A 25150-nucleotide genomic window follows, 5' to 3' on the forward strand; every position below is an offset into this window, starting at 1 on the left:
CTTGAAGGTCAGATCGGCTTTAGGGTCGAGGTATCGCATATTGGGGTTATTTTGTTTTATCTATTACAAAAATAACGCTTTTATTTGGAGGGGCAATGAGTTCGGAGGGGATTAACTCATAATAAAATAGATACGCGGAAAACGCGGAATGAGCAGAAACACGCGGAATTATTTTTTTTCTTGCGACATAAGGAGAAAATATATATTCCGCGTTCATCCGTTCATTCCGTTTTTTCCGCGTACCCATTCCCATTTCCCTCAAAACCTATCTCAAATAACCTACCCCAGCTCCTCTATCTCCTCTATCGACAGCCCGGTTGCTTGAGCTATAATATCAGCAGCTACTCCCAGCTGCTTGAATTTTCGCGCATTAGCAATTCTTTCTTCTTTTACACCTTCTTCGCGGCCAATTTCCATGCCTTTCTCCAAGCCTTTCTCTATTCCTTGCTGCAAGCCTTGCTCCAAACCTTTCTGCAAGCCTTGCTCCATTCCTTTCTGCAAGCCTTGCTCCATTCCTGCTTTTAATCCTCTTCGCTCTGCACTACTGTATAGCGTTTTCTCCACACTAATAATATCCCAAAACTTTTCATAGCCCAGCAGTTGAGCATCAGTAAAGGCAGATTCCTCTAAGGCAGTAACAGCCTTTTTAATTTGTGGGTTATCCATTAGCTCTTGCGGAACTTCTCTTGTATGTTGGCTGATTTCCGTAAGATAACGAAGCCACAATACCTGCATTTTCTTGGCAGCGTATGTGTTGGGTGTAAACTTAGGAAGCTCAACAAATATCAGGTGAAGACCGTTGATAACCTTTTCGGTATGCTCTACATGCACCAATTTGTAGTAATGGTAATAGCCCTCTAAATCCGATTCGAAGACCTCATTAACCAGATTGAGCGAATATACCGGTTGCAGCAACTCGTAATGCTCGCCGGTATCTATCTGACGAACGTAAGCCTTGGAAGCATTGAACAATACACGCTGCTTAAACTCGGGCGACCATATCATTTGCATCTCTACAATAAACTGCCTGCCTTGTTTGTCTTTACAGCGAACGTCTACAATGCTATTTTTGCGTAGAGGGTTTTCGGGCACCATCTCGCAAGCAAGGTACTCTATATCTGTTATCTCTTCTTCTTCGCTCAGAGGCAGAAGGGCGTTCAGAAGGCTCATCACCAAATCGGGGTGTTCGCCAAATACACGCTTGAAGGTCAGATCGGCTTTAGGGTCGAGGTATCGCATATTGGGGTTATTTTGTTTTATCTATTACAAAAATAACGCTTTTATTTGGAGGGGCAATGAATTCGGAGGGGATTAACTCATAATGGTTCGGATAGGAATGGTTCCGCATGGTGTAGGGGTGGGCCTTGTGTCCGCCCAAAATCCCGCAGGGAAAATAACATTCCTTTATCAGGGCAGACACAAGGCCTACCCCTACACCATGCGGAACATTTCGCTCAAACTGGTTCGGGAATGATTGAAACCGGATTATTTTTTTAAGCCACGGATTACGCTGCACGGATTTTAAAACACGGATTTTAATTTGTGATATCAAGTAGTGAGATATTTATCCGTGTCTTAAAATCCGCGCAATCTGCGTCATCCGTGGCTAAAAATAACTCAAAACAAGATAGATACGCTGAAAACGCGGAATGAGCAGAAACACGCGGAATTATTTTTTCTTGCGACATAAGGACGAATATATATATATATTCCGCGTTCATCCGTTCATTCCGTTTTTTCCGCGTACCCATTCCTCCATTTCGCTCAAACTGGTTCGGGAATGATTGAAACCGGATTATTTTTTTAAGCCACGGATAACGCAGATTAGACGGATTTTAAAACACGGATTTTAATTTGTGATATCAAGTAGTGAGATATTTATCTGTGTCTTAAAATCCGTGCAATCAGTGTCATCCGTGGCTAAAAATAACTCAAAACAAGATAGATACGCTGAAAACACGGAATGAGCGGAAACACGCGGAATTATTTTCTTAACTCCAACCCTATTCATTACGAAAAAAGAGACCGTTGGTCTCTCTTCTATGTAGCACTTAGCGTTATTTTAAATGTATACCTCTTACCCATTTGGAAAATTAAACCTGTAGGTTGAAAGTCATACGTTTTTTCTGCTTCATCGGTAATAAGTATTTTGAAAGGATAAAGAATCTGAGAATCGTCAATCGCTTGTGGTAAAACAGCCAGCATTTTACCTACCTCTTTGTAAGTGTCTGTAATCTCAACAGGGTATTTGAAATCAATACTGTATGATACATACGGACTATCATCGGAGGTAGCCCACGTCCAAGCGCCATCGGGTGTGTTGGTAAGTACTCCTTCGTTTTTAAGATTTACCAACTGAATTTTGGAGATACGACGAGAGCCGTCACTGCTCTGTATCTCGAAGTTCACCAACGAAAGCGCATGCTTAAACTCCAACTCCACCGGGCCACTTGTTTTATCTAATGCAGTAGCCACCATAAAGTCCTCTTGCTTATCGGCATCGGTATCTACGGTATATTCGATGGTGCATTTTCTATTTGACTTATCTATGTCGTATTTGGTCATCCCTTTCGATATAGCCGGTGTATAAGCAAAGAAGCTTAATTCATCTTGCCCGGGCCAATAGAGGGTGGGCGAGTATTCCCAACCATTGTTTGTTTTCTCTACAAGCTGATTGTGCATAAGGAATACATCTTTTCTATGCCACACGGCAGATACCCTGAAGTATTCCATATTGTTTATATCGGTTTCACTCACACGGGTGCCGGCATCATCGGTGGTGCAGCTAAAGCCTATCGCATTTCGCTGATCCATATCATCATCTATTTCCGTATGCTGAGAGCAACCGGAAAGAAAATAAACAGAGAGGAGGAAGAACAAAAACGATCTCCATCTGCATATCTTCAGCTTGTTGTTCTTTTCCATGTTAAGGGGCTTAATGGGTTGCTAATTAAAAAATGGTAGCCGGAAGGGGACGTTCAACCCCGTCCGGCTTAGATTGGCTGGTTAGATTCCTCCTATTTCTTCAAGTTTACCAGCTTCATATACGTGAGTGATTTCGCCTTTAATACTACCACCACCGCTAGCACGTTTAAGTTTATCTTTTATTTCATCCCATTCGCATCCTGCCCATACGATCAATTCTTCTATTTTACTAAAGCGCACATCGACTTTAGTGAAATTTCTACTATCACGCATATCCAGTTCTTTTATTAAAATATTAGATGTAACACCACCATCACTAAAAGTAATATTCTGCAAAGCCGAATTTCTTGATGCATCCACCTTATCTATTACTGTATTATTGCTTGTTGCTGCTGCTTCAAACTCCAAATCAGTAAGAACTGCATTGTTCGATACATTCAAGGTAGTAATTTTACAATGCTGAAAAACTAATTTCTTGAAATTATTATTTGATAGGTTTAGTTCACCAATATCGAAACGAGAAGTAGCCTTAGCTGGTACTGTCAATGTAGTTAACTTATTGTTCGATAAATCCAGCTTGGTTGTACTATAACCATCGGGTATAGTAAATGTAGTAAAATTATTATTCGAAAGAATAAGCTCTTTAGGGGCGGCGTTATTTGGCATCCGGTCTATTGTAGTAAGTCCACAATTCGACAAATTCAATGTGCCAGTAACGGTGGGCTCGTTGAGTCGTATTTCATTATTTTCATAACCATATTGCTTAAGTGGCGTGTTTGCTGCAATTAAATTTGCGATAGTTTTTTGACCATCCTGAGTGCAATATATTTTTTTAACTGCTGTATTAGAAAGATTTACTGTACCAAGAGTTACATTCTCGTTTAAATTTAACTCCTTTAGCTTCGCATTTTTAGAAGCGTCTAAGTTTACAGTATTTCCTCCAAAGCCGTTATTTAAATTAATCACTTCCAAATTTTCGAAATATTCAATACCAGTAAAGTCGAAAGAGTTACTTCCGGATTCAATTCTTACCACTTTTAAAAGATCAGCTTTTGTAATTTTGGTTAGTCCACTTAAAGCTTTATTTCCACCAGCATCATAAGCAGCATCTTTAAAACTGCTACTTATTAATGATGAATAATCATCCAACTCCGGTACATATTGCGGCGTTGTATCCGTCCAGTCGCCAACAGTTACATCAAAGCTCATTGCCTCGCCTACTTCATCACCAAATGTAAGGAAGAAGTTGTATTGACGTCCCATTTCGAAGGTAATACCTTTAGCAGCGACAATAGGATCTTTTACTGGAATATACTTTATTGCACTTTGATTGGGGCCACCTGCATAATAGGTATCTCCTACGAATGCTTTGTAGCTAAGTTTGATGTAAAAATTACCATCTGAACCAGAAGAGCTTGCTCCTAAAGTTGTTGCTTGCGGCATAACCATCAATGCATTTGTTGTACCCAATATCGGAGTATAATCTGTACCCGAAGTTACATAGATAGGCGATTTGCTAAGATCTACAGCTATATCGGCTGGATTAGATTGGCCTTCCCAACCTGTAACTTTATTAGTATAATTTATTGGTCCCGATTCGGTAAAATCGTCACTCAGCATATCAAGTTCACCTGTTTGATTAACATTCAACAGTGAAAGAGAGTTAATCAGGTATGTAACCCCCGGCTTGGTAGTGCGAGCACTAAACAATATACGCGAAAGTGTATGATGGAATGTTAATGTTACTTTAGAATTAGCCTTTCCATTTTGGTCTCTTAATCGTGCTACAAGAAAATCTTCTTGCGCATTGGTTTCGCTCACTTGAGGAACAGTGTATTTGATTTTAGTAGTACTTCCTTTGAAGTTTTTAAGTCCTTTCTCCACATTGCGCGATGCTGCCGGGCTGTAAGCAAAAAAGTCAATAGATCCTTCGGCAGGCCAGTAACGTGTTTCGTCGTATGCCCAATCTTGGTTTTCACCTCTCGATATATCAATGCCATTGAACATATATACTCCGCTTTCAGCATCCGGGTTTCCATAATCAGGAGTTGCGCCATCTTTATCCCACCATCCGGTCAAGGTAAAGCTAAGCATATTGTCGCCGTTAGTAATAACAGTACGGGTATTACTGCTTTTTTCGGTTAAGGTACGGAACCCGATTTCTTTTTCACCTGTGCTGTTAGACAGATTCACATCCAAGTCCTGATCGCTTGAGCAGGAACTCATGATAAACGTAGCAGTAGCTGCTAATAAAAATAGTTTTCTCATTGTTTTCGTTTTAATTAATAATGGTTGTTTTTAAGTTTATAGTTTTAAGTTTGGAGTTTATAGTTTGGAGTTTCTTGGTTTGTAGGGTTTAGAATGGAAACTCTCAATTTTCAACTCTCAATTTTCAATTTTCAACTCCTAAAGATAGATGTCCACATTGTCCCACTCTCCTACGCCTATCTCGAATCCTCCTCCTCCTTCGCCGGGGTCGGGTCCTTCCGGTTCCGGTATTTCGGGTAGATGGGTGTCGGGGTTGTTTTCAATTAAGATATCATATCCGTCGCGTGCCAGCTTGGCTTCCCGGTCGGCCATCGATTCGGCAATCTGGTTGCTCACATCCCAGTAGGAGGTGAAGTATAGGCTTCCTTTCGATAGGGCTTCTATGGTGAAGCGGTTGCTGTAGGGTTCTACGGGGCCGAAGGTGAAAAATCTGCCTTCGATGTAGCCAATTTGTTCGTTGCTGGCTGTGGCTCCTTCGAATAAGATGGTGGAGGGGGTGGTGGTAATCACTCCTTTGGCCATCATGAAGGAGGCTGCCATGCCCGATATGGCTCCTCGTACACTGCTTATGTTTTTGGCTCCCACTACGTTGTTTACGCGGAATGTAAACTCGCGCATAATGTTGGTGGGGTAATAGTTCAATACTACTTCGTCTTCGCCGGGGGGGAGTACTACCTCGAATCCCTCTTTGCGGAGGTCGAAGAAGAACTCGCTGGGTTCGCCCACGGTGGGTTCGCCGGGCACGGGTGTGGCGCGTACTTCGTAGGTTTCGCGGCGCGATAGTACGCAGTAGGCCTCTATGTTTTCGGCATCGGTTTCGTTGCGGAAGTAGATGTTGTTGGCATAATAGTCGTACACCAGCGGCAGGTATGTGGCGCCGTAGGGCAGGTATATGTATTTCACTCCGCCGGCATCGATGTGCTCGCGGTCGTAGTGAGTAATGCCCGGCTGCTTAGAGAATAGGGTGGTGCGCATGACGCGTGCGTCGGTGGGCTGCTCCCAGTTCACTACCAGCTTCACGCGCCAGTCTCCGGGGTTTCCGCAGGAGTCTTCGAGCGATAGTTCTTTGTTGCGGCAGGAGGCTGTTGCCACTACCAGTAGCAGCGCCATCACTATTAGCTCTATATGGTTATATACTTTCTTCATCATTTTCCTATGACCCATACTATAGATACTTGGGCTTTGGTAAGGCCAAAGTAGTTTCGGTTATGTGTACTTAGCCAGGGGAATGTACCCTCCTCGCAGGTGCTATGATTGTATTTCTTGTATTTGCCGCCAAAGTATCCGGCTGCTATGCCAAACTCCAGGTTCCACCTCCAGGCAATGGGCATGGAGTATCCCACGGATAGACCTGCCGAGTAGCTGAGGTCGCTCAGGTAACCTTTGTCGGTGTCTTTTTTGGCAAAGAAGCGAACGTCGTACGTGCCTCCGTAGCCGTATATCCCGGCATACCACCCGTTGAGCGGTCTGCGGGTTTTGTAGTTGAACCATCTTCTCAGCTCTACGCCTGCCATCTGTATGCGGTGGTAGTTGTAGTTGTTGGCTCCCGAATCCCACCACGACCAGTTGCCTTCTATGGCTGCCGACCATCGGTAGTCTTTGCCGAAGGGCACCTCTATGGCGAGGTTGGGCAGCAAGGCGGCATCGTAGAGGAGGTTGTTTTTGATGGCTATATAAAACGATCTCCTCTTTTTATGTTTGTCTTCCTCCGGCATGTCGAGATACACGGTATCTATGCGTGTTAACAGTATAGTGTCTCTGTATTCCGTGTGCCTATCTCTAAAATAGATAGTACTCGAAACACCTCCCCGCAGGTAGGGCAACATTTTTCTCTGTATGTATGCGTAGGATTTTCCGTTCCCGAGGCGTATCATTCTTCTTTTTTGTTCTTCTCGGGCTAATGAGCTTTGTAGGATTTGAAGCAATTCATTTCTGTATGGCGTATTCTTATCGTTTTTTATCATAGTCTCCAGGCCGTCCCAGTCTTCGCCTTGAGGTATTGTAATAATCTGATCGTCGTGTAATCCCGGGTAATTGGTTATGATGTAATTTCGGAGAGCTGCGGCTCGTTGTTCGGATAGCCACTCGTTGTTTCTTGGTGGTCCTTCGGGAGAGGCTGTTCCTTTAATTACAATATAAGCAATGTCGCTAATCGGGTGTTTGTCGAATATCTCGTCGAGTGTTTTTAGTGCTTGTGCGTTGTTCATATAGTTACGGTCGATAACTATTCGGTTTACGCGGTAATGCAGGCGAATAATTTCCTGGGGTGGGGAGCTTACATCTTGCTCTGCACTAACTTTGAGTTGCACTTCCATGAAATCATTACCCAATTCTGATGGTGGTAATGCCAGAAGGGTGCTCGTTGCGTACATAAGCCCACACCAAAGTGTCAGTAGTCTCTGAAGGTATTTCAGCATCCGTAGGTTTCTCGTAAATTTAAATGTTTTCTGTCGGCTCAGGTTCTAATTGAATCTTTCCCTAAGTTATTTATTTGGAGGCGAAGATACTACAAATCGGAAAAACAGCAAAGAAAATCAGAAAAATATCGCCTTTTTTATAACTATTTGCTTTTTTATAGAAAAAATCAGGTGTTTTATACAGGGAATTTTAGGCCAAAACCTAACGCACCTAACGCACTTGGGGTGCAATGAACAATGTATCAGTGGCTTAGGGCGCGTTAGGTAGGCAAAGATACCTAACGCACCAATCACGCACCTAACGCGCGTCTTTTTTGGTGGAGAAGGAGGGGGAGTTTTGTTTGCTACCGGCAAACTACTTGTTTGGTGCCGGGAAACTGTTTGTTTGGTGCCGGGAAACAAGTTGTTTGGTACCGGGAAACTACTTGTCTGGTACCGGCAAACTATATTTATGCTGTGAGCTCCGGGAGCATTCATGCCCCGGATTCGGTAGGAATCCCAAAGGGATTCAATTTGAATAACCCCCAGTGAAGCGTAGCGACTGGGGGGGGTAGGGAGGTGCCGCTACGCGGCAGAGGGTCCTAATGGTTAAATCGACAGCTCCCTCAGCAAATTCACCAATTCCCTTTTGATAGGCTTATCGTTTTTAATGGCTTTGGAGAAAGGAACATATACAATATCATCATTCTCGATACCAATCATTACATTGCGTTGGTCTTCCATGATGGCATCTATGGCGGCTGCACCTAAGCGACTGGCGAGAATGCGGTCGTTGGCTGTGGGGCGACCTCCGCGTTGCAGGTGTCCTAAGATGGTTACGCGAACATCGTATTGTGGGTATTCGTTTTTCACGCGTTCGGCGTAGTGCATGGCTCCGCCGGTTAGCTCGCTTTCTGCCACAAGCACAATGCTACTGCTTTTCGACTTGCGGAAGCCGATTTTAATAAATTCCTCCAGTTGGTCTACTTCGGTGCTGAATTCGGGAATGATGGCGGCTTCGGCTCCGGCGGCAATGGCGCCGTTGAGTGCAAGGAATCCGGCATCGCGTCCCATTACTTCTACGAAGAATAGGCGATCGTGCGAGGTGGCGGTGTCGCGTATTTTATCTACGGCATCCAGAATGGTGTTCAGGGCGGTATCATATCCGATGGTGGTATCCGTACCATATAAATCGTTGTCGATGGTTCCGGGCAGGCCGATGCAAGGAATGTTGTACTCCTGGGCAAAGATGCGGGCGCCGGTCAGCGATCCGTCTCCCCCAATTACTACTAAAGCCTCTATTCCGTGCTTTTGCATGTTTTCGTAGGCTATTTTTCGTCCTTCGGGGGTCATGAACTCTTTGCAGCGGGCTGTTTTCAGAATGGTACCTCCCATCTGTATGATGTTGCTTACATTCTGGCTTTTGAATTCTTCGATTTCATCCATCACCAATCCTCTGTATCCTCTGTATATACCTTTTACAGATAGTCCGTTGTAGATGGCGGAGCGTGTTACTGCGCGAATAGCCGCGTTCATACCCGGGGCATCACCTCCCGATGTTAATATACCTATACATTTTACTGTGCTCATAACAATCTTTTTAATTTGATGGTGCAAATATAGCGAAAAGAGGGTGATTGCGAACTTTGGGGGGCTAATTTAAAGTTAGACGCGGATTGCGCGGATTAGACGGATCTTAAAACACGGATTTTAATTTGTGATGAGTAGGTGTTTAAAATTAAATTATATAATGCCCCCTCCGCCCTTTGGGCACCTCCCCCTTGCAGGGGAGGAATTCCTGCGGCATCGACTCCTCCCCTGCAAGGGGGAGGTGCCCAAAGGGCGGAGGGGGTATCATACAACTAATTATGAGCATTTACTTATTAGGTAATGAGTAGATATTCATAATTAATTCAACTATCAATTGCCGTCTGCTTTAGCTGACGGTTAGTAGGAGCCCCTGTTTTCAGGCTTTAGCCGAAAGGTTTGGCTAAAGCCCAGAGCCGAGTTTGATCTTTAAACCGTCAGCTAAAGCAGACGGCAAGTGAAGTGGGTCTTAATCCGGGGTGTAGATAAAATTAGAGTTTAACACTCGCGACTTAATATAAATGTAAACCTCTTCCATCAGCCATTTAGGCGTAGAGGTAGCTCCACATATACCGATGGAGGCAGCATCTTTAAGTAGCGAATCGTCTATTTCGTCCTTACTATCAATTAAATACGAGTTGGGGTTTACTTTCAGGCATTCGTCGAACAGTATTTTTCCGTTAGAGCTCTTCTTTCCGCTGACAAAAAAGATTAAATCGTGCGAAGCTGCAAACTTCCGGATGTTAGGCATTCGGTTGGCTACCTGTCGGCAGATGGTGTCGTAGTATCTGAAGGTTGCCGTTGGCGAAATGTGTTGCCGGATATACTCCACTATTTGTAGAAACTCATCCAGCGATTTGGTGGTTTGGGAGTAAAGACAAATGTCACGGTCGAAGTTCAGCTTATCAACCTCCTCGAATTTCTCTATAACAATGGCTTTGCCTGCTGTTTGCCCTACAAGCCCCAGCACCTCTGCATGCCCTTTTTTGCCATAAATTACAATTTGCTTTTCTCTCTCTTTCTCTTCCAGAAATTCTTTTTTAATTCTTTTTTGGAGTTGTAGTACTACCGGGCAGGTGGCATCAATAATCTCGATGTTATTCTTTTGGGCTATTTCATACGTTTCCGGTGGTTCGCCGTGTGCTCTCAGTAAAACTTTGGCATGATGTAGTTTGCTAAATTCTTCGCGGTTTATGGTAATAAGTCCCATGGCTTTAAGGCGTTCCACCTCCTTGCTGTTGTGCACAATGTCGCCCAGGCAATATAAGGTGGTGCCTTTTGCCAGCTCTTCTTCGGCTTTGTTGATGGCTGTTACCACCCCAAAGCAGAAGCCGGAGCCTTTATCAATTTCAATTTCTTTCATTGCTATCGGTGCAAACAGCTTTTTGGTACTGATTCATCAACCATTCTTTTTGTTGGGCAATGCTTAATTCACCATTATCTAATAATAAAGCATCGGCTGCTTGGCGGAGTGGCGCTATTTCCCGGTTTTGGTCGATGTAATCACGTTGTTTCACGTTCTCTAAAATTTCATCAAAGCTAACTTCCTGTCCTTTGGCTTTTAATTCTTCGTAGCGGCGTTGGGCACGTGTTTCCGGCGAGGCTGTAACGAATATTTTTAGTTCGGCATCGGGAAATACTACCGTTCCGATGTCTCGCCCGTCCATAACGATGCCTTTGGCTTTTCCCATTTTTTGTTGTTGGGCTACCAATGCCTCTCTCACAAATCCTAATGCACTAACCGGGCTCACCTTCTCGGATACCGCCATGCTTCGAATCTTGTTTTCTACGTTTACCCCGTTCAGGTACGTGTCCGGGCGTAGCGTATTGGGGTTAAGCTGAAATGAAATATGAATGTTGTTGATTTGCTTTTCTAACTCTTCGGCTTTAATCCTGTTGTTTTCATCGAATAAGCCATTCTCCATACTATATAATGTAACGGCTCTGTACATGGCGCCGCTATCTATATATATGTATCCTATTTCTTTAGCCAAATCCTTGGCCATTGTACTTTTCCCACTGGAAGAAAATCCGTCGATCGCTATTGTTATCTTTTTCATTGGATGGTGTTTTTTAGTAATGTGGTGAATTTGTTCTATGAACGAAAACTCGACAAACTTAGATAAAAATCCTCGATTTATAAACGGGTAGGGCGAAAATAATGATTTGCCTTAAGTAAGTTCAGATTTAATTCAACCCTGAAAGGGTTGAACCCACTTCGGGGTTCAGAGAAGAGAGGGTATCATCACCCCCGGGTTACGCTTCGCTCACCCGGGGTTATGCACATTTTACCCCTGTCGGGGTAATTGCTTACGATTTGTAAATTACTCAAAGAACTATTTGACTTCTTGATTGCATAAAAATTCATAGTCCGTCAGCTAAAGCAGACGGCAATTGATGAGGAAGAAATTAGAATCCAACCCTTAAAAACTTAAAAATATAAAACTTACCAGATAAAAAAACAGCGTTAAACGAATACTTTAGTTTAAAATGTATTATATTTGCCTCGAATGAGGAACACTAAAAAAAATAATAATAATTATGGAAATCAAAAAATCACCGAAAGCAGACTTAGAAGGCAAGAAGTCTATGTGGATGCTGATTGGTTATGTGATGGTACTTGCTGTCATGTTCGTTGCGTTTGAATGGACGGAACGTGATAAAGTAATTGATACCAGTCAGGCATTGGCTGATGTCGTATTTGAAGAAGAAGTTATTCCTATTACTCAACCGGAAACCGCTCCTCCTCCACCACCTCCACCAGCACCGGCTATTGCTGAAGTGTTAGAAATTGTGGAAGATAATGTGGAAATCGAGGAAGTAGAAATGCAATCTTCGGAAGATAACAACGAGCCGGTGAGAAACATCACCTATAACGGTCCTTTTGGAGATGGTGATGCAGATGCTGCACCGGTAGAAGAAACTATTTTCGAAGTTGTAGAAAACATGCCCGAATTCCCGGGTGGAAATGCAGCTTTGATGAAGTTCTTAAGCGAGAAGATTAAATACCCAACTATTGCACAGGAAAACGGAACACAAGGACGCGTTATCATACAGTTCGTTGTAAACAGAGACGGTTCTGTAGTTGACCCTCAGGTGGTGCGTGGTGTTGACCCTTATCTTGATAAAGAAGCGCTTCGCGTAATCGGTCTGATGCCTAAGTGGAAGCCCGGAATGCAAAGAAATAAACCGGTACGTGTAAAATATACTGTACCTGTAATGTTTAGACTTCAGTAATCATTAAATACCCATAGAAAAGGTTGCTTCCGGCAACCTTTTTTTATACGAATATTTCTCATGTACACAATAAAGGAACTACAAAACGAAATTAATACATATATAGCAGACATCAAACTTGTGCACCCCCCTGTTGAATTGTATAATCCAATTGATTATATAATGAGTATGGGTGGGAAACGTGTTCGCCCTGTACTGATGCTGTTGGCATACAACTTATATAAAGAGAATTTGGCAGAAGTATTGCCTCCTGCCGCCGGTGTTGAAATCTTCCACAACTATACATTGCTGCATGACGACCTGATGGATAAGGCCGATATGCGTAGAGGGAAGAAAACCGTTCATCTGGTTTGGAACGATAATGCAGCGATCTTATCCGGCGATGTGATGTTTGTGATCGCTAACCAATATATAGCTAAAACGCCTATCCCTTATTTAAAAGAAATCTTAGACTTATTCAATACTACTGCTGTTGAGGTGTGTGAAGGGCAGCAATATGATGTGGACTTTGAAAAACGAAGTGATGTGGCGGCCACAGAATATCTTGAAATGATTCGCTTGAAAACAGCCGTGCTTCTTGCTTGTGGTTTGAAGATGGGAGCTATATTAGGAGATGCCTCTCCTAAGGATGCACAATTACTCTATGATTTTGGAATTCATTTAGGACTTGCCTTTCAATTGAAAGACGATTATTTAGATGTATATGGAGATTCCCAAGTGTTTGGAAAGAATATAGGGGGAGATATCTTATGTAATAAGAAAACATACATGCTCATTAAAGCTTTGGAGGAAGCAAATGAACAACAACGTGCAGAGTTGAACCAATGGTTGAATGCCGTTTCCTACAATCCTCAAGAGAAAATACGTAGTGTAACCGCTTTATATGAGCAAATAGGAGTGAAAAATATTTGTGAAGCTAAAATGCAGGAATATTATAGTAAGGCAATTGAATTTCTGGATGAGGTTTCCGTAAGCGATAACAATAAAAACGAATTGAGAAAGCTGGTACACGAATTAATGTACCGCGAAATTTAGATTATATAGCATTATATGCCTTACAGAAGATTACCAAACACAGATCAGGCGCGGATAAGAGCTTTAAAAATGGCCGTGGAAAAAGGAGAAGAAAGCAATATGTATGATTTGATATACTCCTTAAAAACGTTGACAGAAGCACGCAACCTTCTTCTTAGAATGGAGGGGGCACAGAAGTACTACAGGGAGTGTTATGAAAATCAGGCGAGATCGAGCCGGAAGCATCAGGCTAATGTAAAAATTGCCCGGTTATATGTTTCGCATTTCATACAGGTGTTAAATATGTCTGTATTGCGCCAGGAAATAAAGAAAACGCATAAAGAATTCTATGGGTTGCCGGTAGATAATTACAGTGTGCCCGATTTAACCAGCGAAGCCGCCATCGTTGAATGGGGACGTAAAATAATCAATGGCGAACAAAAACGCACAGCCATGGGAGGATTACCGATTTATAATCCGACTATTGCCAAAGTGAAAGTACGTTATGACATCTTTATACAAGGCTATGAGATGCAGAAAAACCTGCAAGCAATAACCAATCGCAGTTTGGAAGATATTGCTTCCATGCGCAAAGCTGCCGATGAGATTATTCTGGATATATGGAATCAGGTAGAGCAGGAGTTTGAGCATGTACAGCCCAACGAAGAGCGTTTAAATAAATGCCGCGAATATGGGGTGGTATATTACTACCGCTCGAGCGAAAAACTACCTCAAAAAGCAGTGTAATGACATTTATAGATTCTCATTCACATCTGTATCTGGAAGAATTTTCCGCAGACTTGCCGCAAGTAATCGAAAGGGCTAAACTTGCCGGAGTATCTCGTGTGCTCTTGCCGAATATTGATAGTAGTACTATAAAAGATATGCTTCGGGTGGCAGATGCTTATCCCGGGTATTGCTATCCGATGATTGGGGTGCATCCTACTTCTATAAAAGAATCTTTCGAAGAGGAGCTTCAAAGGGTTGAGGATGAACTATCCTCCGGTCGTTCTTATATTGCTATCGGAGAAATAGGGTTGGACTTATATTGGGATAAAACTTTCCTGAAAGAACAATTAATAGCTTTCGATAAGCAAATTCAGCTTGCATTAAAGTATCATTTGCCGGTGGCAATTCACAGCCGCGATGCATTTGATGAACTGTATGCTGCTTTGCTTCCTTATAAAGATACAGAATTGAAAGGAGTGTTTCATAGTTTCACAGGCTCCGAGGCCGAAGTCCTTAAACTGTTAGCCTTCGAAGGCTTTATGTTGGGGATAAACGGGGTGGTAACATTTAAAAACTCAACGTTGTGGCAAGTGCTTTCTGCGGTTCCATTAACTCGCTTGCTGCTCGAAACCGATGCTCCCTATTTAACTCCGGTTCCTTATAGAGGAAAAAGAAACGAGAGTGCGTATCTGAGATATACCCTGCACAAACTTTCGGAGGTTTACCAAAAAAGCATTGAGGAGGTGGCAAGGGCAACAACCGAGAATACTGTGAGGGTATTTGGAGAGGGTGTGTCAAAAGTCTAATCGTTCTTTGAATTAGTTACAAATAGTAAGCAATTACCCCGGCAGGGGTAAAATGTGCATAACCCCGGGTCAGCGTAGCGCAGCCCGGGGAGGTAAACTCCCACTGTCAACCTGAACCCCGAAGGTGGTTCAACCCCTTTAGGGTTGAGTTTATGTGTGGTGACTCCCCACCCCGGGTTACACTTCGTTCACCCGGGGTTATGCACATCTCACCCCATTCGGGGTGATTGCTTACAGGTCGAAACCTAATAATAGTGATATTACTTTTGGCACACCCCCTTTAAACAGGCTCTTAAAGTTTATTAATTTTGCCGTTTTATTTTAATATAAAAACAGAGGAATATGGTAACAGAACAAAAAAAAGGATACATTTGTGGCTGAAATCGCTTGCAGTTCCCATTTTTTTTGTAATTTGCGACCGATTTTGAAGAAAAGCTGAAACTGGAGAGGTGCTCGAGTGGTTGAAGAGGCACGCCTGGAAAGCGTGTATACGCCAAAAGTGTATCGCGGGTTCGAATCCCGCTCTCTCCGCATTTTAATTAGGTGAAAAAGAGAACTAAAATTAACGTATAATAATTAATTAATTAATCTTAAAAATTAGACACACAATGAAAAAGTTTATTGCAATTCTTGCTGTGATGGGAGTCCTGATCTTTGGCTCAACTCAATTAGCTCAAGCTCAAGAAGCTGCTGCAGCACAAACAGAACAAGCTGCAGAAGGCGGTATGCACAAAGAACTCAAAGTTAAATTTATCGAAGGAACTGCTTCCTTTATGAGCTTGGTAGCCATTGCATTGGTGATTGGTCTTGCTTTTTGTATTGAGAGAATTATTTATTTAAGCTTGGCCGAAATCAATTCCAAGAAATTTATTGCTTCTATTGAAGCTGCTTTGGAAAAAGGTGATGTTGAAGCCGCAAAAGATCTTGCCAGAAATACCAGAGGCCCGGTTGCTTCTATTTACTACCAAGGTTTAATGAGAATTGACCAAGGTGTTGATGTAGTAGAAAAATCAGTGGTTTCTTACGGTGGTGTTCAAGCAGGTTACCTTGAAAAAGGATGCTCATGGATCACTCTATTTATTGCAATGTCTCCATCATTAGGGTTCTTGGGTACTGTAATCGGTATGGTTATGGCGTTTGATAAGATCCAACAAGTAGGTGATATTTCTCCAACAGTTGTTGCCGGTGGTATGAAAGTGGCTTTGATCACAACTATCTTCGGTTTGATTGCAGCGTTGATCCTTCAATTATTCTATAACTATATACTTTCTAAAATCGAAGCTTTAACAAGCGAAATGGAAGACTCTTCTGTTACTTTGATTGATATGGTTATTAAATATGATCTGAAATACAAAAAATAATAACGATGAGTAAGTTAACATATAAAGTATCATATTACGTTTTATACGCAATATTTGCTGCTATAATTATTGTGCTTGCGCTTTTCTTCTATGGTGGAGAAATGGCAACGCCAATAGTTCCTGAAATGCAAAATCCTGCCTATACAGATGCTTTGTTGTATTTAGTATACGGATTGCTTGGATTTACTGTATTGGCAACTGTTTTGGCTTTCGTCGCACAATTCGTTGCAGCATTGAAAGATAATCCGGTAGCTGCATTAAAGTCATTATTAGGCGCAATTTTATTAGTTCTTGTATTGGTTGTTGCATGGGCCATGGGTAGCAGCGAACCTCTCGAGATCCAAGGATACGATGGTACAGAAAATAGAGACGAATTCTGGTTGAAAATAACAGATATGTTTATCTATTCATTGTACTTCCTGATCGGAGCTAATATTGTAGCTATGGTCTTTAGTGGAATTAAGAAGAGATTTTCATAATACAAATTGATTAGTTTCAATTTTAAAAAGAAATTGTAATGGCAAAAGGAAATAGAAAAGTTCCTGAAATTAACTCGAGTTCTACGGCAGATATAGCTTTCATTATCTTGATATTCTTTTTGGTTACAACATCAATGGATACGGATATGGGGTTGGCAAGACGCTTACCTCCGCCACCTGAAGATAATATGGAAACAGAATCACAGGTAATTAAAGAACGTAATATCCTGAAAGTATACATTAATGCCAATAACCAGTTAATGGTAGGAAATGATGTAATGGAAGTTGCAGACCTAAAGCAACGCGCCAAAGATTTTATAGCTAACCCATATAATGATGAAAAACTTCCGGAAAAGAGAGCGAAAGATGTTGAGTTTTTCGGAAATGTAATGGTTACAGCAAATCATGTGGTGTCGTTGCAGAATGACCGTATGACCTCGTATCAGGTATATATAGCAGTTCAAAATGAACTGGTAGCTGCTTATAATGAACTGAGAAATGAAAAATCTCAGGAAAAATGGCAGAGAAACTATGATGAGCTGGAAGAGGCACAACAAAAAGCTATACGTGATATTTATCCTCAGAAGATATCTGAGGCTGAACCTAAAGTCTATGGAGGAAGAAATTAATGGGAAAATTTAGTAAATCGGGCAAACGTGAAATGCCTGCGTTAAATACTTCTTCTTTACCTGACCTTATCTTTACTCTGTTGTTCTTCTTTATGATTGTAACAACAATGCGTGAGGTAACGTTGAAAGTAGAATTTAAGGTTCCGCAAGGTACTGAACTTGAGAAACTTGAGAAAAAATCATTGGTAACCTTCATCTATGTAGGAAAACCAATGGAAGAGTATCGGGGAAAAATGGGGTCTGAAAGCCGCATTCAGTTAAATGACCAATTTGCTGAGGTAGCAGAAATTCAAGACTTCGTTGCTCAGGAAAGAGAAACAATGAAAGAAGAGGAACGAGCATATATGACAATATCTTTGAAGATCGATCAAGAGACTAAGATGGGTATTGTGTCGGATATTAAACAGGCACTTCGTCAGGCGTATGCTTTGAAGATTAATTATTCTTCTAAATTGCGCGAATAATTAAAGAGCTTATATAAAAAAGAAGAGGATGTGCTTTTAGGTACATCCTCTTCTTTTTTATATCTATCTGTCTCTTTCCTTTATGAAAGCCTTTCTAATTTCACGGTAAAATGCCGCATAATAGGAGCTTCCCATAGTATTTTAACGCCTCGCGTAATGCTCTCTCTGCGATCGAATACATTCTTCAGGGCAACGGCAATAACATCTATATGGTTATTGGTATATACACGTCGTGGAATGGCCAGACGCAATAAATCAATTCCGCCAAAACGGTTTTCGTGTGTCACAGGGTCACGGTCGGCAAGGATGTAGCCTATTTCGCAACCACGAATGCCTGCTTCCAGATATAATTCGATGGTCAATGTCTGGGCGGGGAATTCTTCTTTAGGCACATGCGTAAGTACTTTAGGTGCATCCACAAAAATAGCATGTCCACCGGCAGGGCGTTGATAAGGAATACCAAATTCATCTAAGCGTTCGGCCAGATAAGCTACTTGCCGGATGCGGGTTTCCAGGTTATCGAATTCTGTATTTTCGTCCAATCCTATGGCAAGGGCATTCATGTCGCGACCGTTCATACCGCCATACGTCAGATACCCTTCATATTGTACACAGTAACCTTTGGCGCCTTCGTACCATTCTTCTTTGCGTGTAGCAATAAATCCGCCCATGTTTACAATTCCGTCTTTCTTCGCACTCATGGTCATACCATCGGCTAAGTCGAACATCTCACGGCTGATTTCTTTGATTGTTTTATCCTTATATGCTTCTTCTCTTGTTTTAATGAAATAGGCATTTTCGGCAAAGCGGGCAGAGTCAAATAATACAGGTTTGTTGTATTTATCAGCTAAGCAGCGTATATCTTTCATGTTCTGCATAGATACAGGCTGTCCGCCGGCTGTATTGTTTGTTATGGTTACAATGATAAAAGGTATGCGATCAGCGTATTTGATCAATGCATCTTCCAGTTTCTTAATATCAACGTTTCCTTTAAATGGCAGTTCGAGTTGTGTGTCTTTCGCTTCGTCTATGGTACAATCCAGTGCAATGGCTTTGCGCCCTTCAATATGGCCTTTGGTGGTGTCAAAGTGAGAGTTTCCGGGGATAACATCACCTTCGTGCACCAAATAGGAGAATAATACATTCTCGGCTGCCCTACCTTGATGGGTAGGAATTACATAGTCAAAACCGGTAATCTGTTTGATCATGGCTTTCAGGTTGAAGAACGAGCTGGCTCCTGCATAGCTTTCATCACCCACCATCATTGCAGCCCATTGCTGGTCGCTCATTGCTCCTGTTCCGGAATCTGTGATAAGGTCGATATATACTTGGTCGGATGTGAGTTGAAACACATTGTAGTGTGCCTTTTTTATCCACTCTTCGCGCTCTTCGCGCGTACTCTTACGAATGGCTTCCACCATCTTTATTTTCCATGATTCGGCAAATGGTAATTCCATATAAATTAGATTTTAAATTGACAATAAGTCGCAAATGTAATTGCGAACGTGTTTATTTACGCCGAAAATAGTAAAATAAATCCAAATGGGGAGGATTTTTCTGACTTTTTGAAATTAAATAATCTTTTTATGCTTTTACTCCATATACCGATTCGTGTATTCGTTTTCTTATACTTTCAAAATCTTTGTCGGGATTCATATTTCCATTTACCATCAATCGCATAGGAAGAGGTTCGTAACCTGTTCTATAGGGTGGTTGAAAGTACTCTAAATCCCAGAAAGTAAATCCTTGCCTTTTATAGAAGTTTATGCGTCTTTGTGCCATTTCTTCGTCGGGTAGTTCAACTTCGAGTACGATGGGCTGCTTCAGCTCTTCTTTTAATAGGGCGAGTAACTTCTGTCCATAACCTCCGTTTCGCTGAGAGGGGTCGATGGCGAAGTGCTCTACATAATAAAAAGAGCCCAGATCCCAATAGCTAATAAAGCCTACAGGCTGATCATCGCTGAATATGATATTCATAAAAAACTCACTGATAGTATCTGTGTAGTTTCTTAATACTTGCAAGTCTCTGTACTCCTCTATAGGGAAGGCATTTACCATTAATTGCTCCATGTAATTATACCACTCGGTATCTGAGGTTTTAATTGGGTGAATGTTAATCATTTGCTTTCTTCTTTATCTGTATAAAAGTGAATCATTCGCTGTAATGCACGTTGGCACACCGGACAAAATGCAGGGTGTTGATTGGTATTCATCCGGCAATTGTCTGCCGGGCGGTAGATACCTTTAGCAGAGTAGCCGCCACCTTCGAATAAACCGGCCTGCTTGGCTTCTTTCATGTCTTGCCATTTGCTTTTGAAATCTACCAGCGTGGTGATATTCTGTTCCCAAGGTTCTACCTCCAGAGAGTAGAAGTCGTTTGTGGTGTGACCGCTGTAGTAATATTCGTCGGCCAACCCACCGAAACTGTGACCAAATTCGTGCACTACCACCGGGCGAAATGCATAGTGATGTGCAGTGGTCAGTGTATATGAATTATAGATACCGCCTCCACCGTACTCTTCGGTGTTTGCCAGAATAATGATATGCTCGTAGGGGATTCCTGCCAAAGCATCATGAATGTCTTTCACTCTACCGGAAGTAAGGTATCTGTCGGAGTAGAATGTATCGAAGTGAGAACCGAAAGCCGTTTGTTTCCATATAGCTTTTCCGGGTACACTTACTCCACTGTCGGGCGAGGTGCTTTCTACGGCAATTACGTTAAACTTATTCTTTTCTGACTTAAAAGGTTCATGACTGAAAAGAGCTTCACAAGCAATCTGCGCATCTCGACGGAAGACGGCCATCTCATCTGCTGTGTATCCTTCGGCTAAGATGGCAATGTTGATGCAGTCGGTTTCGTTTCCACCCTTCAATAGATAGGTGTGGGGGGTGACATGGGCTGTTCCTTTTTGTTGAATCAAGATGTTATCGGGCTGCACTGTATGCGTCAGGCTTGCTACCACTTCTTGTTTAATATCTCGTAGTGTAATTTCAATCTCTACCGGTTTTAGCGGAAAGGGAAGCAGGAAAGTGTTCTCGAACGATCTGGATGCCGTTTGTGCCTCGTCGGTACTGATCCATTCCTGAAAGAGGGTCGAGAAAGATGTTTTGTAAATGCACTGTTTGCTTTCTGCATCGCGCATGGTTATTTGTCCGTTACCTTGAATGGGTAGTTCCGATAAGTGGTGCCTTCTTCCTGCCCATAAAGGTAGCCGCGACAGTGCATCCGGGTAGATTTCCTGCCGCGTAGCATTGCCGCAAAGTGTATAATCTACTCTCAGTGTTTGGTTGGAGAAGTAATCTTCGAACTTTTGTGCTTTCATGGGTGATAGTAATGAAAGGAGCAGAATAATGAATAGCGTTTTTTTCATCTTGGTATTTAGTTTATTAATTAATACAAAGGTAGAAACTATAATTGATAAAAAAATGGTTATATTTGTCATAATTACAACTAATAGATAACAACTATACTATGGAGCACTATCAGCCGGATACTTTAGACGAGAAGATTCTATGTTTGATAGCAAATAATGCACGCCTCCCTTTTCTGGAAGTGGCAAGAGCCTGTCATGTTTCGGGCGCAGCCATTCATCAGCGAGTACAGAGATTAACGAACCAAGGAATTCTGAAGGGAACGGAATATGTGGTCGACCCCGAAAAAATAGGCTATACCACTTGCGCTTATGTGGGGTTAAACCTAAAGAACCCCGAATTCTTCGAGGATGTAATTAAAGCACTCGAAAATATGCCCGAAGTAGTGGAATGCCATTTTACTACAGGGAAATATGATTTGCTGATTAAGTTGTATGCCAAGAGTAACAATCATTTGTTAGACATCATTCACAACAAACTTAGTCCGTTGGGGCTTTCGAGAACAGAAACAATGATCTCTTTCAGACAAGCTATCAAGAGGCAGATACCAATCGTATAGCCCTATACCGAAACTTTTCCGGCAATATGTGGGTGCGGATCGTAATTAATCAACTCGAAATCTTCAAATTGGAAATCAAATATATTCTTTATATCCGGATTGATTTTCATTTGAGGCAACGAACGTGGCTCACGGCTTAATTGAAGCTTCACTTGGTCGAGGTGGTTTAAGTAAATATGTGCATCGCCGAAGGTATGTACAAAATCTCCGGCTTCCAATCCTGTAACCTGTGCCATCATTTGGAGCAATAAGGCATAAGAAGCAATATTGAAGGGCACACCTAAGAAGATATCCGCACTTCTTTGATATAGTTGCAGGCTTAATTTGCCATTGGCCACATAAAATTGAAAGAATATATGGCAGGGAGGCAGATTCATTGTATGAAGATCGGCCACATTCCAGGCACTCACTAACATACGACGCGAGTCCGGGTTATTTTTAATTGTATTTACTACTTCCGTAATCTGGTCGATATGTCCTCCTTGATAGTCGGGCCAGGAGCGCCATTGATATCCGTAAACATGACCTAACTCGCCGTTCTCGTCTGCCCATTCATTCCAGATACGAACACCATTCTCTTGCAGATACTTTACATTCGTATCTCCTTTCAGAAACCAAAGAAGTTCATGAATAATAGATTTCAGATGGAGTTTCTTAGTGGTTAAGCAGGGAAATCCGTTTGCCAAATTAAAGCGCATTTGATGACCGAATACGCTGATAGTGCCGGTACCGGTGCGGTCTTCTTTTTGTATGCCTTCTTTTAGTACTCTATCTAATAAATCAAGGTATTGTTTCATGATGATTTTTTCGTTGTATGGAGTACAAAGATATGCAGAATCTCACAAAAAGCAGAAAAAAATGAAAGAATAGAATAGGCGTTTAACGATTAATCTGTTGTGTACATTAGATATTTGTTACCTTTGCGAGCTGTAATTGTTGAATTTAAGGTAAACTTGTATATGAAAGTAGAAAGAAAGAAATGGATAAAAAGAATTATTGCAATTGCTGCCCTTATTTTTATTGCTTTTGGCTTTTTTCCGTTAGAAAAAGCGATTGTAAGCGCTATGCCTCTTCCCACTTTGCCCGAAGAATATCGTGATTATGACCTCATAGAATATAATGAAGATTTTGAAGTAATGCGTATAGGCATCCGATATGGCGACCTTGGCGAAGATACATTAAGAACTTATCTGAATAAAAACGGTCAGCATATATTTTTTCTCAAATTAGGTAACTATTGGAAGCTCTATAATTGGACCGATAACGAAAGACCAATGATACTTCAGTTGCAGACAGATGCGTCTGTCGATGAAAACGGGTACATAGTTAAAGACAGTATGTATTGCTCTTGGTTCGAGAATGGTGATACGGCATTCTATCGGGCAACACCGATAGAAGAGATAACCAGTATTGAGGAATTCGAACAGTATTATCATCGTGCCGATTTCCTTAAACAATATCAAAAAAAAGACGCGGCAGGTGGAAAAACTGTCGGGCGTGGAGTAATAATGTCTATAGAGCGTGAATGGTATTATGCGAACTTGCATACTTCGCTTAATAAACTCAAAGGCAGTGAAAGAATGGGCAATAAAAGTCTGCCAAACCCAACGCTTGCGATCGAAACCGTCGAAGATCCTGTTAGACTTAAATTCAAGACTTTCCCTCAGACGATAGGTGTAGTGAAATTTTGTTTCTTCGACCGAGAAAAATATTTATGTAACTACTTTCTGGGTAACTTCCTAAGACTTTTTGCGCTGCCATCTACAGGATTGCAGAGAAATAAGCCTTTTGCTATCAATCGTCGCTGGTCCGGCGAAGTTTACTACGATGTTTCGCTGAATGGTGCTGTATTGAAATTTAAGGATATAGTTTCTAAACCTTGTGCAAAAGATTATAGTATTTATTTCTCACTTAAACAATTCGAGAATCTTTCAATACTTCAAATGAGCGCTCTCGACAGCGACGCTAGTTCAATTTATTTTATAAGGAATAAATAACGGCTCTCTATATAAAAGGACTAAGTATATTAGCAAACCAGCCAACAAACCGTCTCCATCGCGAGCGTTCTTGCCAGTACTCTTCTGTCATGATGATGCTTTGTTCCTTATCATTTTCGAATAAGTCCATAAGCTCTTCGGTAGTTTCCTTATTGAAGATAAATGCGTTTGCTTCATAATCATAACGAAGGCTACGGCTGTTTAGGTTGGTGGAACCTACTGTACAGAAAGATTCATCAACCATCATAATTTTAGAATGGTGGAAGCCATCCTGATAAATATAAATGATAGCCCCTCTTTCCATAAATCTGTGCGAGATATGAAAAACGGCATCAGGCGTAAAAGGAATATCAGACTTTTCGGAGATCATTATCTCTACATCTACTCCTCTTTTCAATGCTTTCTTCAGTGCTTTTTTTATAGATTGAGTAGGAGTAAAGTAAGGATTAACAATCTGTATTTTGGAATCGGCTTCATTGATTGATTCCACAATGGCGCGTCTCAACGTCTTGGGGTCTTTTCTTGGATACCTGTCTACAATGGCTATTGTTTTGTTTCCTTTGTTGCCGGCAGTTTCGGGGTAGTAAATGTCTCCTTGGATGCCCTGTTTGGTTTGCTTATTCCACATTTTGAGGAAAATATCCTGCAAGTCTTTTACGGCACTTCCTTCAATACGCGTATGCATATCTCTCCATTTGCCAATCTCGGGCAATCCCTGAATGTAATAATCGGCTACATTCATGCCGCCGGTATAGCCTACTTTACCATCTAATACTACAATTTTTCGATGGTCGCGATGGAACACATGATTGATATAAGGGAAGTTGATAGGATCGAACTTAACAATCTCGATGCCTTGCTCGCGGATAGCTTTCAGGTGCTTTTTCTTTAAAGGCTTGTTGTTGGAACTGTTTCCGAAGGCATCGAACATAAGCCGTACTTTGACTCCCTCTTTGGCTTTCTGAACTAAGAGTCCAAACATTTCCGAAGCAATAGAGTCGTTTCGGAAATTGAAATACTCCATGTGTATATGGTGTTTGGCTTCTTTGATGTGAGCAAAGAGGTCAACAAATTTCTCTGTTCCGCTGGGTAATAGCGTTACACTGTTATCATGCGTTACGTGTATATTGTGCTCAGTTAAATACTGTATGACGAGCGAGTCTGAGTTCTGTGCTTTACCGAGGAGAGTGATAAAACAGAGAACAATAATAATATGTAGTTTCAATGTTTTGTTAAGTTTGTTTTTTCGGTCGCAAAGATAGCCATAAAAAATATTATAGGCAATTTTGTAGAGGAAGATAGAATTATTTTTAATATTTGCATTCAG

The 25150-nt window shown here is 41.7% G+C and carries 23 protein-coding genes and 1 tRNA gene; 11 read left to right on the forward strand and 13 right to left on the reverse strand.

Annotated features, from left to right (window positions below):
* Positions 1 to 279: 279 nt before the first annotated feature.
* The 8 genes from D0T60_RS10020 to cmk form a co-directional block, all read right to left on the reverse strand.
* Complete coding sequence (locus tag D0T60_RS10020; protein WP_163218046.1) at positions 280 to 1239, reverse strand: Rpn family recombination-promoting nuclease/putative transposase; 960 nt, start codon at positions 1237 to 1239, stop codon at positions 280 to 282.
* Positions 1240 to 2040: 801 nt separating this feature from the next.
* A complete protein-coding gene (locus D0T60_RS10025; RefSeq protein ID WP_163218047.1) occupies positions 2041 to 2925 on the reverse strand; it encodes a fimbrillin family protein in 885 nt (294 codons plus the stop codon).
* Between the two features lie 81 nt (positions 2926 to 3006).
* On the reverse strand, positions 3007 to 5193 hold the full coding sequence (locus tag D0T60_RS10030; RefSeq protein WP_163218048.1) for a fimbrillin family protein: 2187 nt from the start codon (positions 5191 to 5193) through the stop codon (positions 3007 to 3009).
* Between the two features lie 138 nt (positions 5194 to 5331).
* Positions 5332 to 6357 carry a DUF5119 domain-containing protein gene (locus D0T60_RS10035; protein ID WP_163218049.1) on the reverse strand — a complete coding sequence of 342 codons (1026 nt, stop codon included), beginning with the start codon at positions 6355 to 6357 and terminating at the stop codon, positions 5332 to 5334.
* Positions 6339 to 7610, reverse strand: coding sequence for a DUF3575 domain-containing protein (locus tag D0T60_RS10040; protein ID WP_163218050.1), 1272 nt, complete (start codon positions 7608 to 7610; stop codon positions 6339 to 6341). The genes D0T60_RS10035 and D0T60_RS10040 overlap by 19 nt, the downstream gene beginning before the upstream one ends.
* A gap of 588 nt (positions 7611 to 8198) precedes the next feature.
* A complete protein-coding gene (gene pfkA / locus D0T60_RS10045) occupies positions 8199 to 9179 on the reverse strand; it encodes a 6-phosphofructokinase (RefSeq protein WP_163218051.1) in 981 nt (326 codons plus the stop codon).
* Positions 9180 to 9645: 466 nt separating this feature from the next.
* On the reverse strand, positions 9646 to 10539 hold the full coding sequence (locus D0T60_RS10050) for a 4-hydroxy-3-methylbut-2-enyl diphosphate reductase (RefSeq protein WP_163218052.1): 894 nt from the start codon (positions 10537 to 10539) through the stop codon (positions 9646 to 9648).
* Positions 10526 to 11275: a (d)CMP kinase gene (gene cmk, locus D0T60_RS10055; protein ID WP_370524411.1), complete on the reverse strand. Its 750-nt coding sequence runs from the start codon at positions 11273 to 11275 to the stop codon at positions 10526 to 10528. The genes D0T60_RS10050 and cmk overlap by 14 nt, the downstream gene beginning before the upstream one ends.
* Before the next feature lie 442 nt (positions 11276 to 11717).
* Between cmk and D0T60_RS10060 the strand changes: the two genes are divergently transcribed.
* The 9 genes from D0T60_RS10060 (at position 11718) to D0T60_RS10100 (ending at position 17895) form a co-directional block, all read left to right on the forward strand.
* Complete coding sequence (locus D0T60_RS10060; RefSeq protein ID WP_163218054.1) at positions 11718 to 12413, forward strand: energy transducer TonB; 696 nt, start codon at positions 11718 to 11720, stop codon at positions 12411 to 12413.
* Between the two features lie 60 nt (positions 12414 to 12473).
* On the forward strand, positions 12474 to 13448 hold the full coding sequence (locus D0T60_RS10065) for a polyprenyl synthetase family protein (RefSeq protein WP_163218055.1): 975 nt from the start codon (positions 12474 to 12476) through the stop codon (positions 13446 to 13448).
* A 15-nt stretch (positions 13449 to 13463) separates the two neighbouring features.
* A complete protein-coding gene (locus D0T60_RS10070) occupies positions 13464 to 14174 on the forward strand; it encodes a hypothetical protein (RefSeq protein ID WP_163218056.1) in 711 nt (236 codons plus the stop codon).
* Complete coding sequence (locus D0T60_RS10075; protein ID WP_163218057.1) at positions 14174 to 14962, forward strand: TatD family hydrolase; 789 nt, start codon at positions 14174 to 14176, stop codon at positions 14960 to 14962. Before D0T60_RS10070 ends, D0T60_RS10075 begins: the two co-directional genes overlap by 1 nt.
* A 443-nt stretch (positions 14963 to 15405) precedes the next feature.
* Positions 15406 to 15493, forward strand: a tRNA-Ser gene (locus tag D0T60_RS10080).
* 77 nt (positions 15494 to 15570) lie between these two features.
* Entirely contained in the window at positions 15571 to 16323 is a 753-nt protein-coding gene (locus tag D0T60_RS10085; protein WP_163218058.1) for a MotA/TolQ/ExbB proton channel family protein, read from the forward strand.
* Positions 16324 to 16328: 5 nt separating this feature from the next.
* Positions 16329 to 16802: a hypothetical protein gene (locus D0T60_RS10090; RefSeq protein ID WP_163218059.1), complete on the forward strand. Its 474-nt coding sequence runs from the start codon at positions 16329 to 16331 to the stop codon at positions 16800 to 16802.
* Between the two features lie 38 nt (positions 16803 to 16840).
* A complete protein-coding gene (locus D0T60_RS10095; RefSeq protein WP_163218060.1) occupies positions 16841 to 17431 on the forward strand; it encodes a biopolymer transporter ExbD in 591 nt (196 codons plus the stop codon).
* On the forward strand, positions 17431 to 17895 hold the full coding sequence (locus D0T60_RS10100) for a biopolymer transporter ExbD (RefSeq protein WP_163218061.1): 465 nt from the start codon (positions 17431 to 17433) through the stop codon (positions 17893 to 17895). The genes D0T60_RS10095 and D0T60_RS10100 overlap by 1 nt, the downstream gene beginning before the upstream one ends.
* A gap of 80 nt (positions 17896 to 17975) precedes the next feature.
* On the opposite strand, the gene D0T60_RS10105 is transcribed toward D0T60_RS10100, so the two are convergent.
* The 3 genes from D0T60_RS10105 to D0T60_RS10115 all read right to left on the reverse strand — a co-directional run bounded on the left by D0T60_RS10105 (position 17976) and on the right by D0T60_RS10115 (position 21266).
* Entirely contained in the window at positions 17976 to 19352 is a 1377-nt protein-coding gene (locus tag D0T60_RS10105; protein ID WP_163218062.1) for a tryptophanase, read from the reverse strand.
* Positions 19353 to 19479: 127 nt separating this feature from the next.
* Positions 19480 to 20016: a GNAT family N-acetyltransferase gene (locus tag D0T60_RS10110; RefSeq protein WP_163218063.1), complete on the reverse strand. Its 537-nt coding sequence runs from the start codon at positions 20014 to 20016 to the stop codon at positions 19480 to 19482.
* The gene (locus tag D0T60_RS10115) at positions 20013 to 21266 is read right to left on the reverse strand and encodes a M64 family metallopeptidase (protein WP_163218064.1); all 1254 of its coding nucleotides are present in this window, start codon (positions 21264 to 21266) and stop codon (positions 20013 to 20015) included. Before D0T60_RS10115 ends, D0T60_RS10110 begins: the two co-directional genes overlap by 4 nt.
* A 101-nt stretch (positions 21267 to 21367) precedes the next feature.
* Between D0T60_RS10115 and D0T60_RS10120 the strand changes: the two genes are divergently transcribed.
* Positions 21368 to 21826, forward strand: a complete 459-nt coding sequence (locus tag D0T60_RS10120) for an Lrp/AsnC family transcriptional regulator (RefSeq protein WP_163218065.1) — start codon at positions 21368 to 21370, stop codon at positions 21824 to 21826.
* A gap of 2 nt (positions 21827 to 21828) precedes the next feature.
* Here D0T60_RS10120 and D0T60_RS10125 read toward each other — a convergent pair whose 3' ends face one another.
* Positions 21829 to 22623: a thymidylate synthase gene (locus tag D0T60_RS10125; RefSeq protein ID WP_163218066.1), complete on the reverse strand. Its 795-nt coding sequence runs from the start codon at positions 22621 to 22623 to the stop codon at positions 21829 to 21831.
* 162 nt (positions 22624 to 22785) lie between these two features.
* Between D0T60_RS10125 and D0T60_RS10130 the strand changes: the two genes are divergently transcribed.
* The gene (locus tag D0T60_RS10130; RefSeq protein ID WP_163218067.1) at positions 22786 to 23823 is read left to right on the forward strand and encodes a hypothetical protein; all 1038 of its coding nucleotides are present in this window, start codon (positions 22786 to 22788) and stop codon (positions 23821 to 23823) included.
* 7 nt (positions 23824 to 23830) lie between these two features.
* Here D0T60_RS10130 and cls read toward each other — a convergent pair whose 3' ends face one another.
* Entirely contained in the window at positions 23831 to 25048 is a 1218-nt protein-coding gene (gene cls, locus D0T60_RS10135; protein WP_163218068.1) for a cardiolipin synthase, read from the reverse strand.
* Between the last annotated feature and the right edge of the window lie 102 nt (positions 25049 to 25150).

It is taken from the genome of Bacteroides sp. 224 (assembly GCF_010500995.1).
Lineage (GTDB): Bacteria > Bacteroidota > Bacteroidia > Bacteroidales > Bacteroidaceae > Bacteroides.

Excerpts from the sequence above, each read along its gene's own strand:
- D0T60_RS10120 (WP_163218065.1), top strand. The coding sequence starts at position 21,368 with ATGGAGCACTATCAGCCGGATACTTTAGACGAGAAGATTCTATGTTTG.
- D0T60_RS10075 (WP_163218057.1), top strand. The coding sequence starts at position 14,174 with ATGACATTTATAGATTCTCATTCACATCTGTATCTGGAAGAATTTTCC.
- D0T60_RS10020 (WP_163218046.1), bottom strand. The coding sequence starts at position 1,239 with ATGCGATACCTCGACCCTAAAGCCGATCTGACCTTCAAGCGTGTATTT.
- D0T60_RS10060 (WP_163218054.1), top strand. The coding sequence starts at position 11,718 with ATGGAAATCAAAAAATCACCGAAAGCAGACTTAGAAGGCAAGAAGTCT.
- D0T60_RS10110 (WP_163218063.1), bottom strand. The coding sequence starts at position 20,016 with ATGATTAACATTCACCCAATTAAAACCTCAGATACCGAGTGGTATAAT.
- D0T60_RS10105 (WP_163218062.1), bottom strand. The coding sequence starts at position 19,352 with ATGGAATTACCATTTGCCGAATCATGGAAAATAAAGATGGTGGAAGCC.
- D0T60_RS10095 (WP_163218060.1), top strand. The coding sequence starts at position 16,841 with ATGGCAAAAGGAAATAGAAAAGTTCCTGAAATTAACTCGAGTTCTACG.
- D0T60_RS10125 (WP_163218066.1), bottom strand. The coding sequence starts at position 22,623 with ATGAAACAATACCTTGATTTATTAGATAGAGTACTAAAAGAAGGCATA.
- D0T60_RS10035 (WP_163218049.1), bottom strand. The coding sequence starts at position 6,357 with ATGGGTCATAGGAAAATGATGAAGAAAGTATATAACCATATAGAGCTA.
- pfkA (WP_163218051.1), bottom strand. The coding sequence starts at position 9,179 with ATGAGCACAGTAAAATGTATAGGTATATTAACATCGGGAGGTGATGCC.
- D0T60_RS10040 (WP_163218050.1), bottom strand. The coding sequence starts at position 7,610 with ATGCTGAAATACCTTCAGAGACTACTGACACTTTGGTGTGGGCTTATG.
- D0T60_RS10130 (WP_163218067.1), top strand. The coding sequence starts at position 22,786 with ATGAAAGTAGAAAGAAAGAAATGGATAAAAAGAATTATTGCAATTGCT.
- D0T60_RS10100 (WP_163218061.1), top strand. The coding sequence starts at position 17,431 with ATGGGAAAATTTAGTAAATCGGGCAAACGTGAAATGCCTGCGTTAAAT.
- D0T60_RS10030 (WP_163218048.1), bottom strand. The coding sequence starts at position 5,193 with ATGAGAAAACTATTTTTATTAGCAGCTACTGCTACGTTTATCATGAGT.
- D0T60_RS10065 (WP_163218055.1), top strand. The coding sequence starts at position 12,474 with ATGTACACAATAAAGGAACTACAAAACGAAATTAATACATATATAGCA.
- D0T60_RS10115 (WP_163218064.1), bottom strand. The coding sequence starts at position 21,266 with ATGAAAAAAACGCTATTCATTATTCTGCTCCTTTCATTACTATCACCC.
- D0T60_RS10085 (WP_163218058.1), top strand. The coding sequence starts at position 15,571 with ATGAAAAAGTTTATTGCAATTCTTGCTGTGATGGGAGTCCTGATCTTT.
- D0T60_RS10070 (WP_163218056.1), top strand. The coding sequence starts at position 13,464 with ATGCCTTACAGAAGATTACCAAACACAGATCAGGCGCGGATAAGAGCT.
- D0T60_RS10090 (WP_163218059.1), top strand. The coding sequence starts at position 16,329 with ATGAGTAAGTTAACATATAAAGTATCATATTACGTTTTATACGCAATA.
- D0T60_RS10050 (WP_163218052.1), bottom strand. The coding sequence starts at position 10,539 with ATGAAAGAAATTGAAATTGATAAAGGCTCCGGCTTCTGCTTTGGGGTG.
- D0T60_RS10025 (WP_163218047.1), bottom strand. The coding sequence starts at position 2,925 with ATGGAAAAGAACAACAAGCTGAAGATATGCAGATGGAGATCGTTTTTG.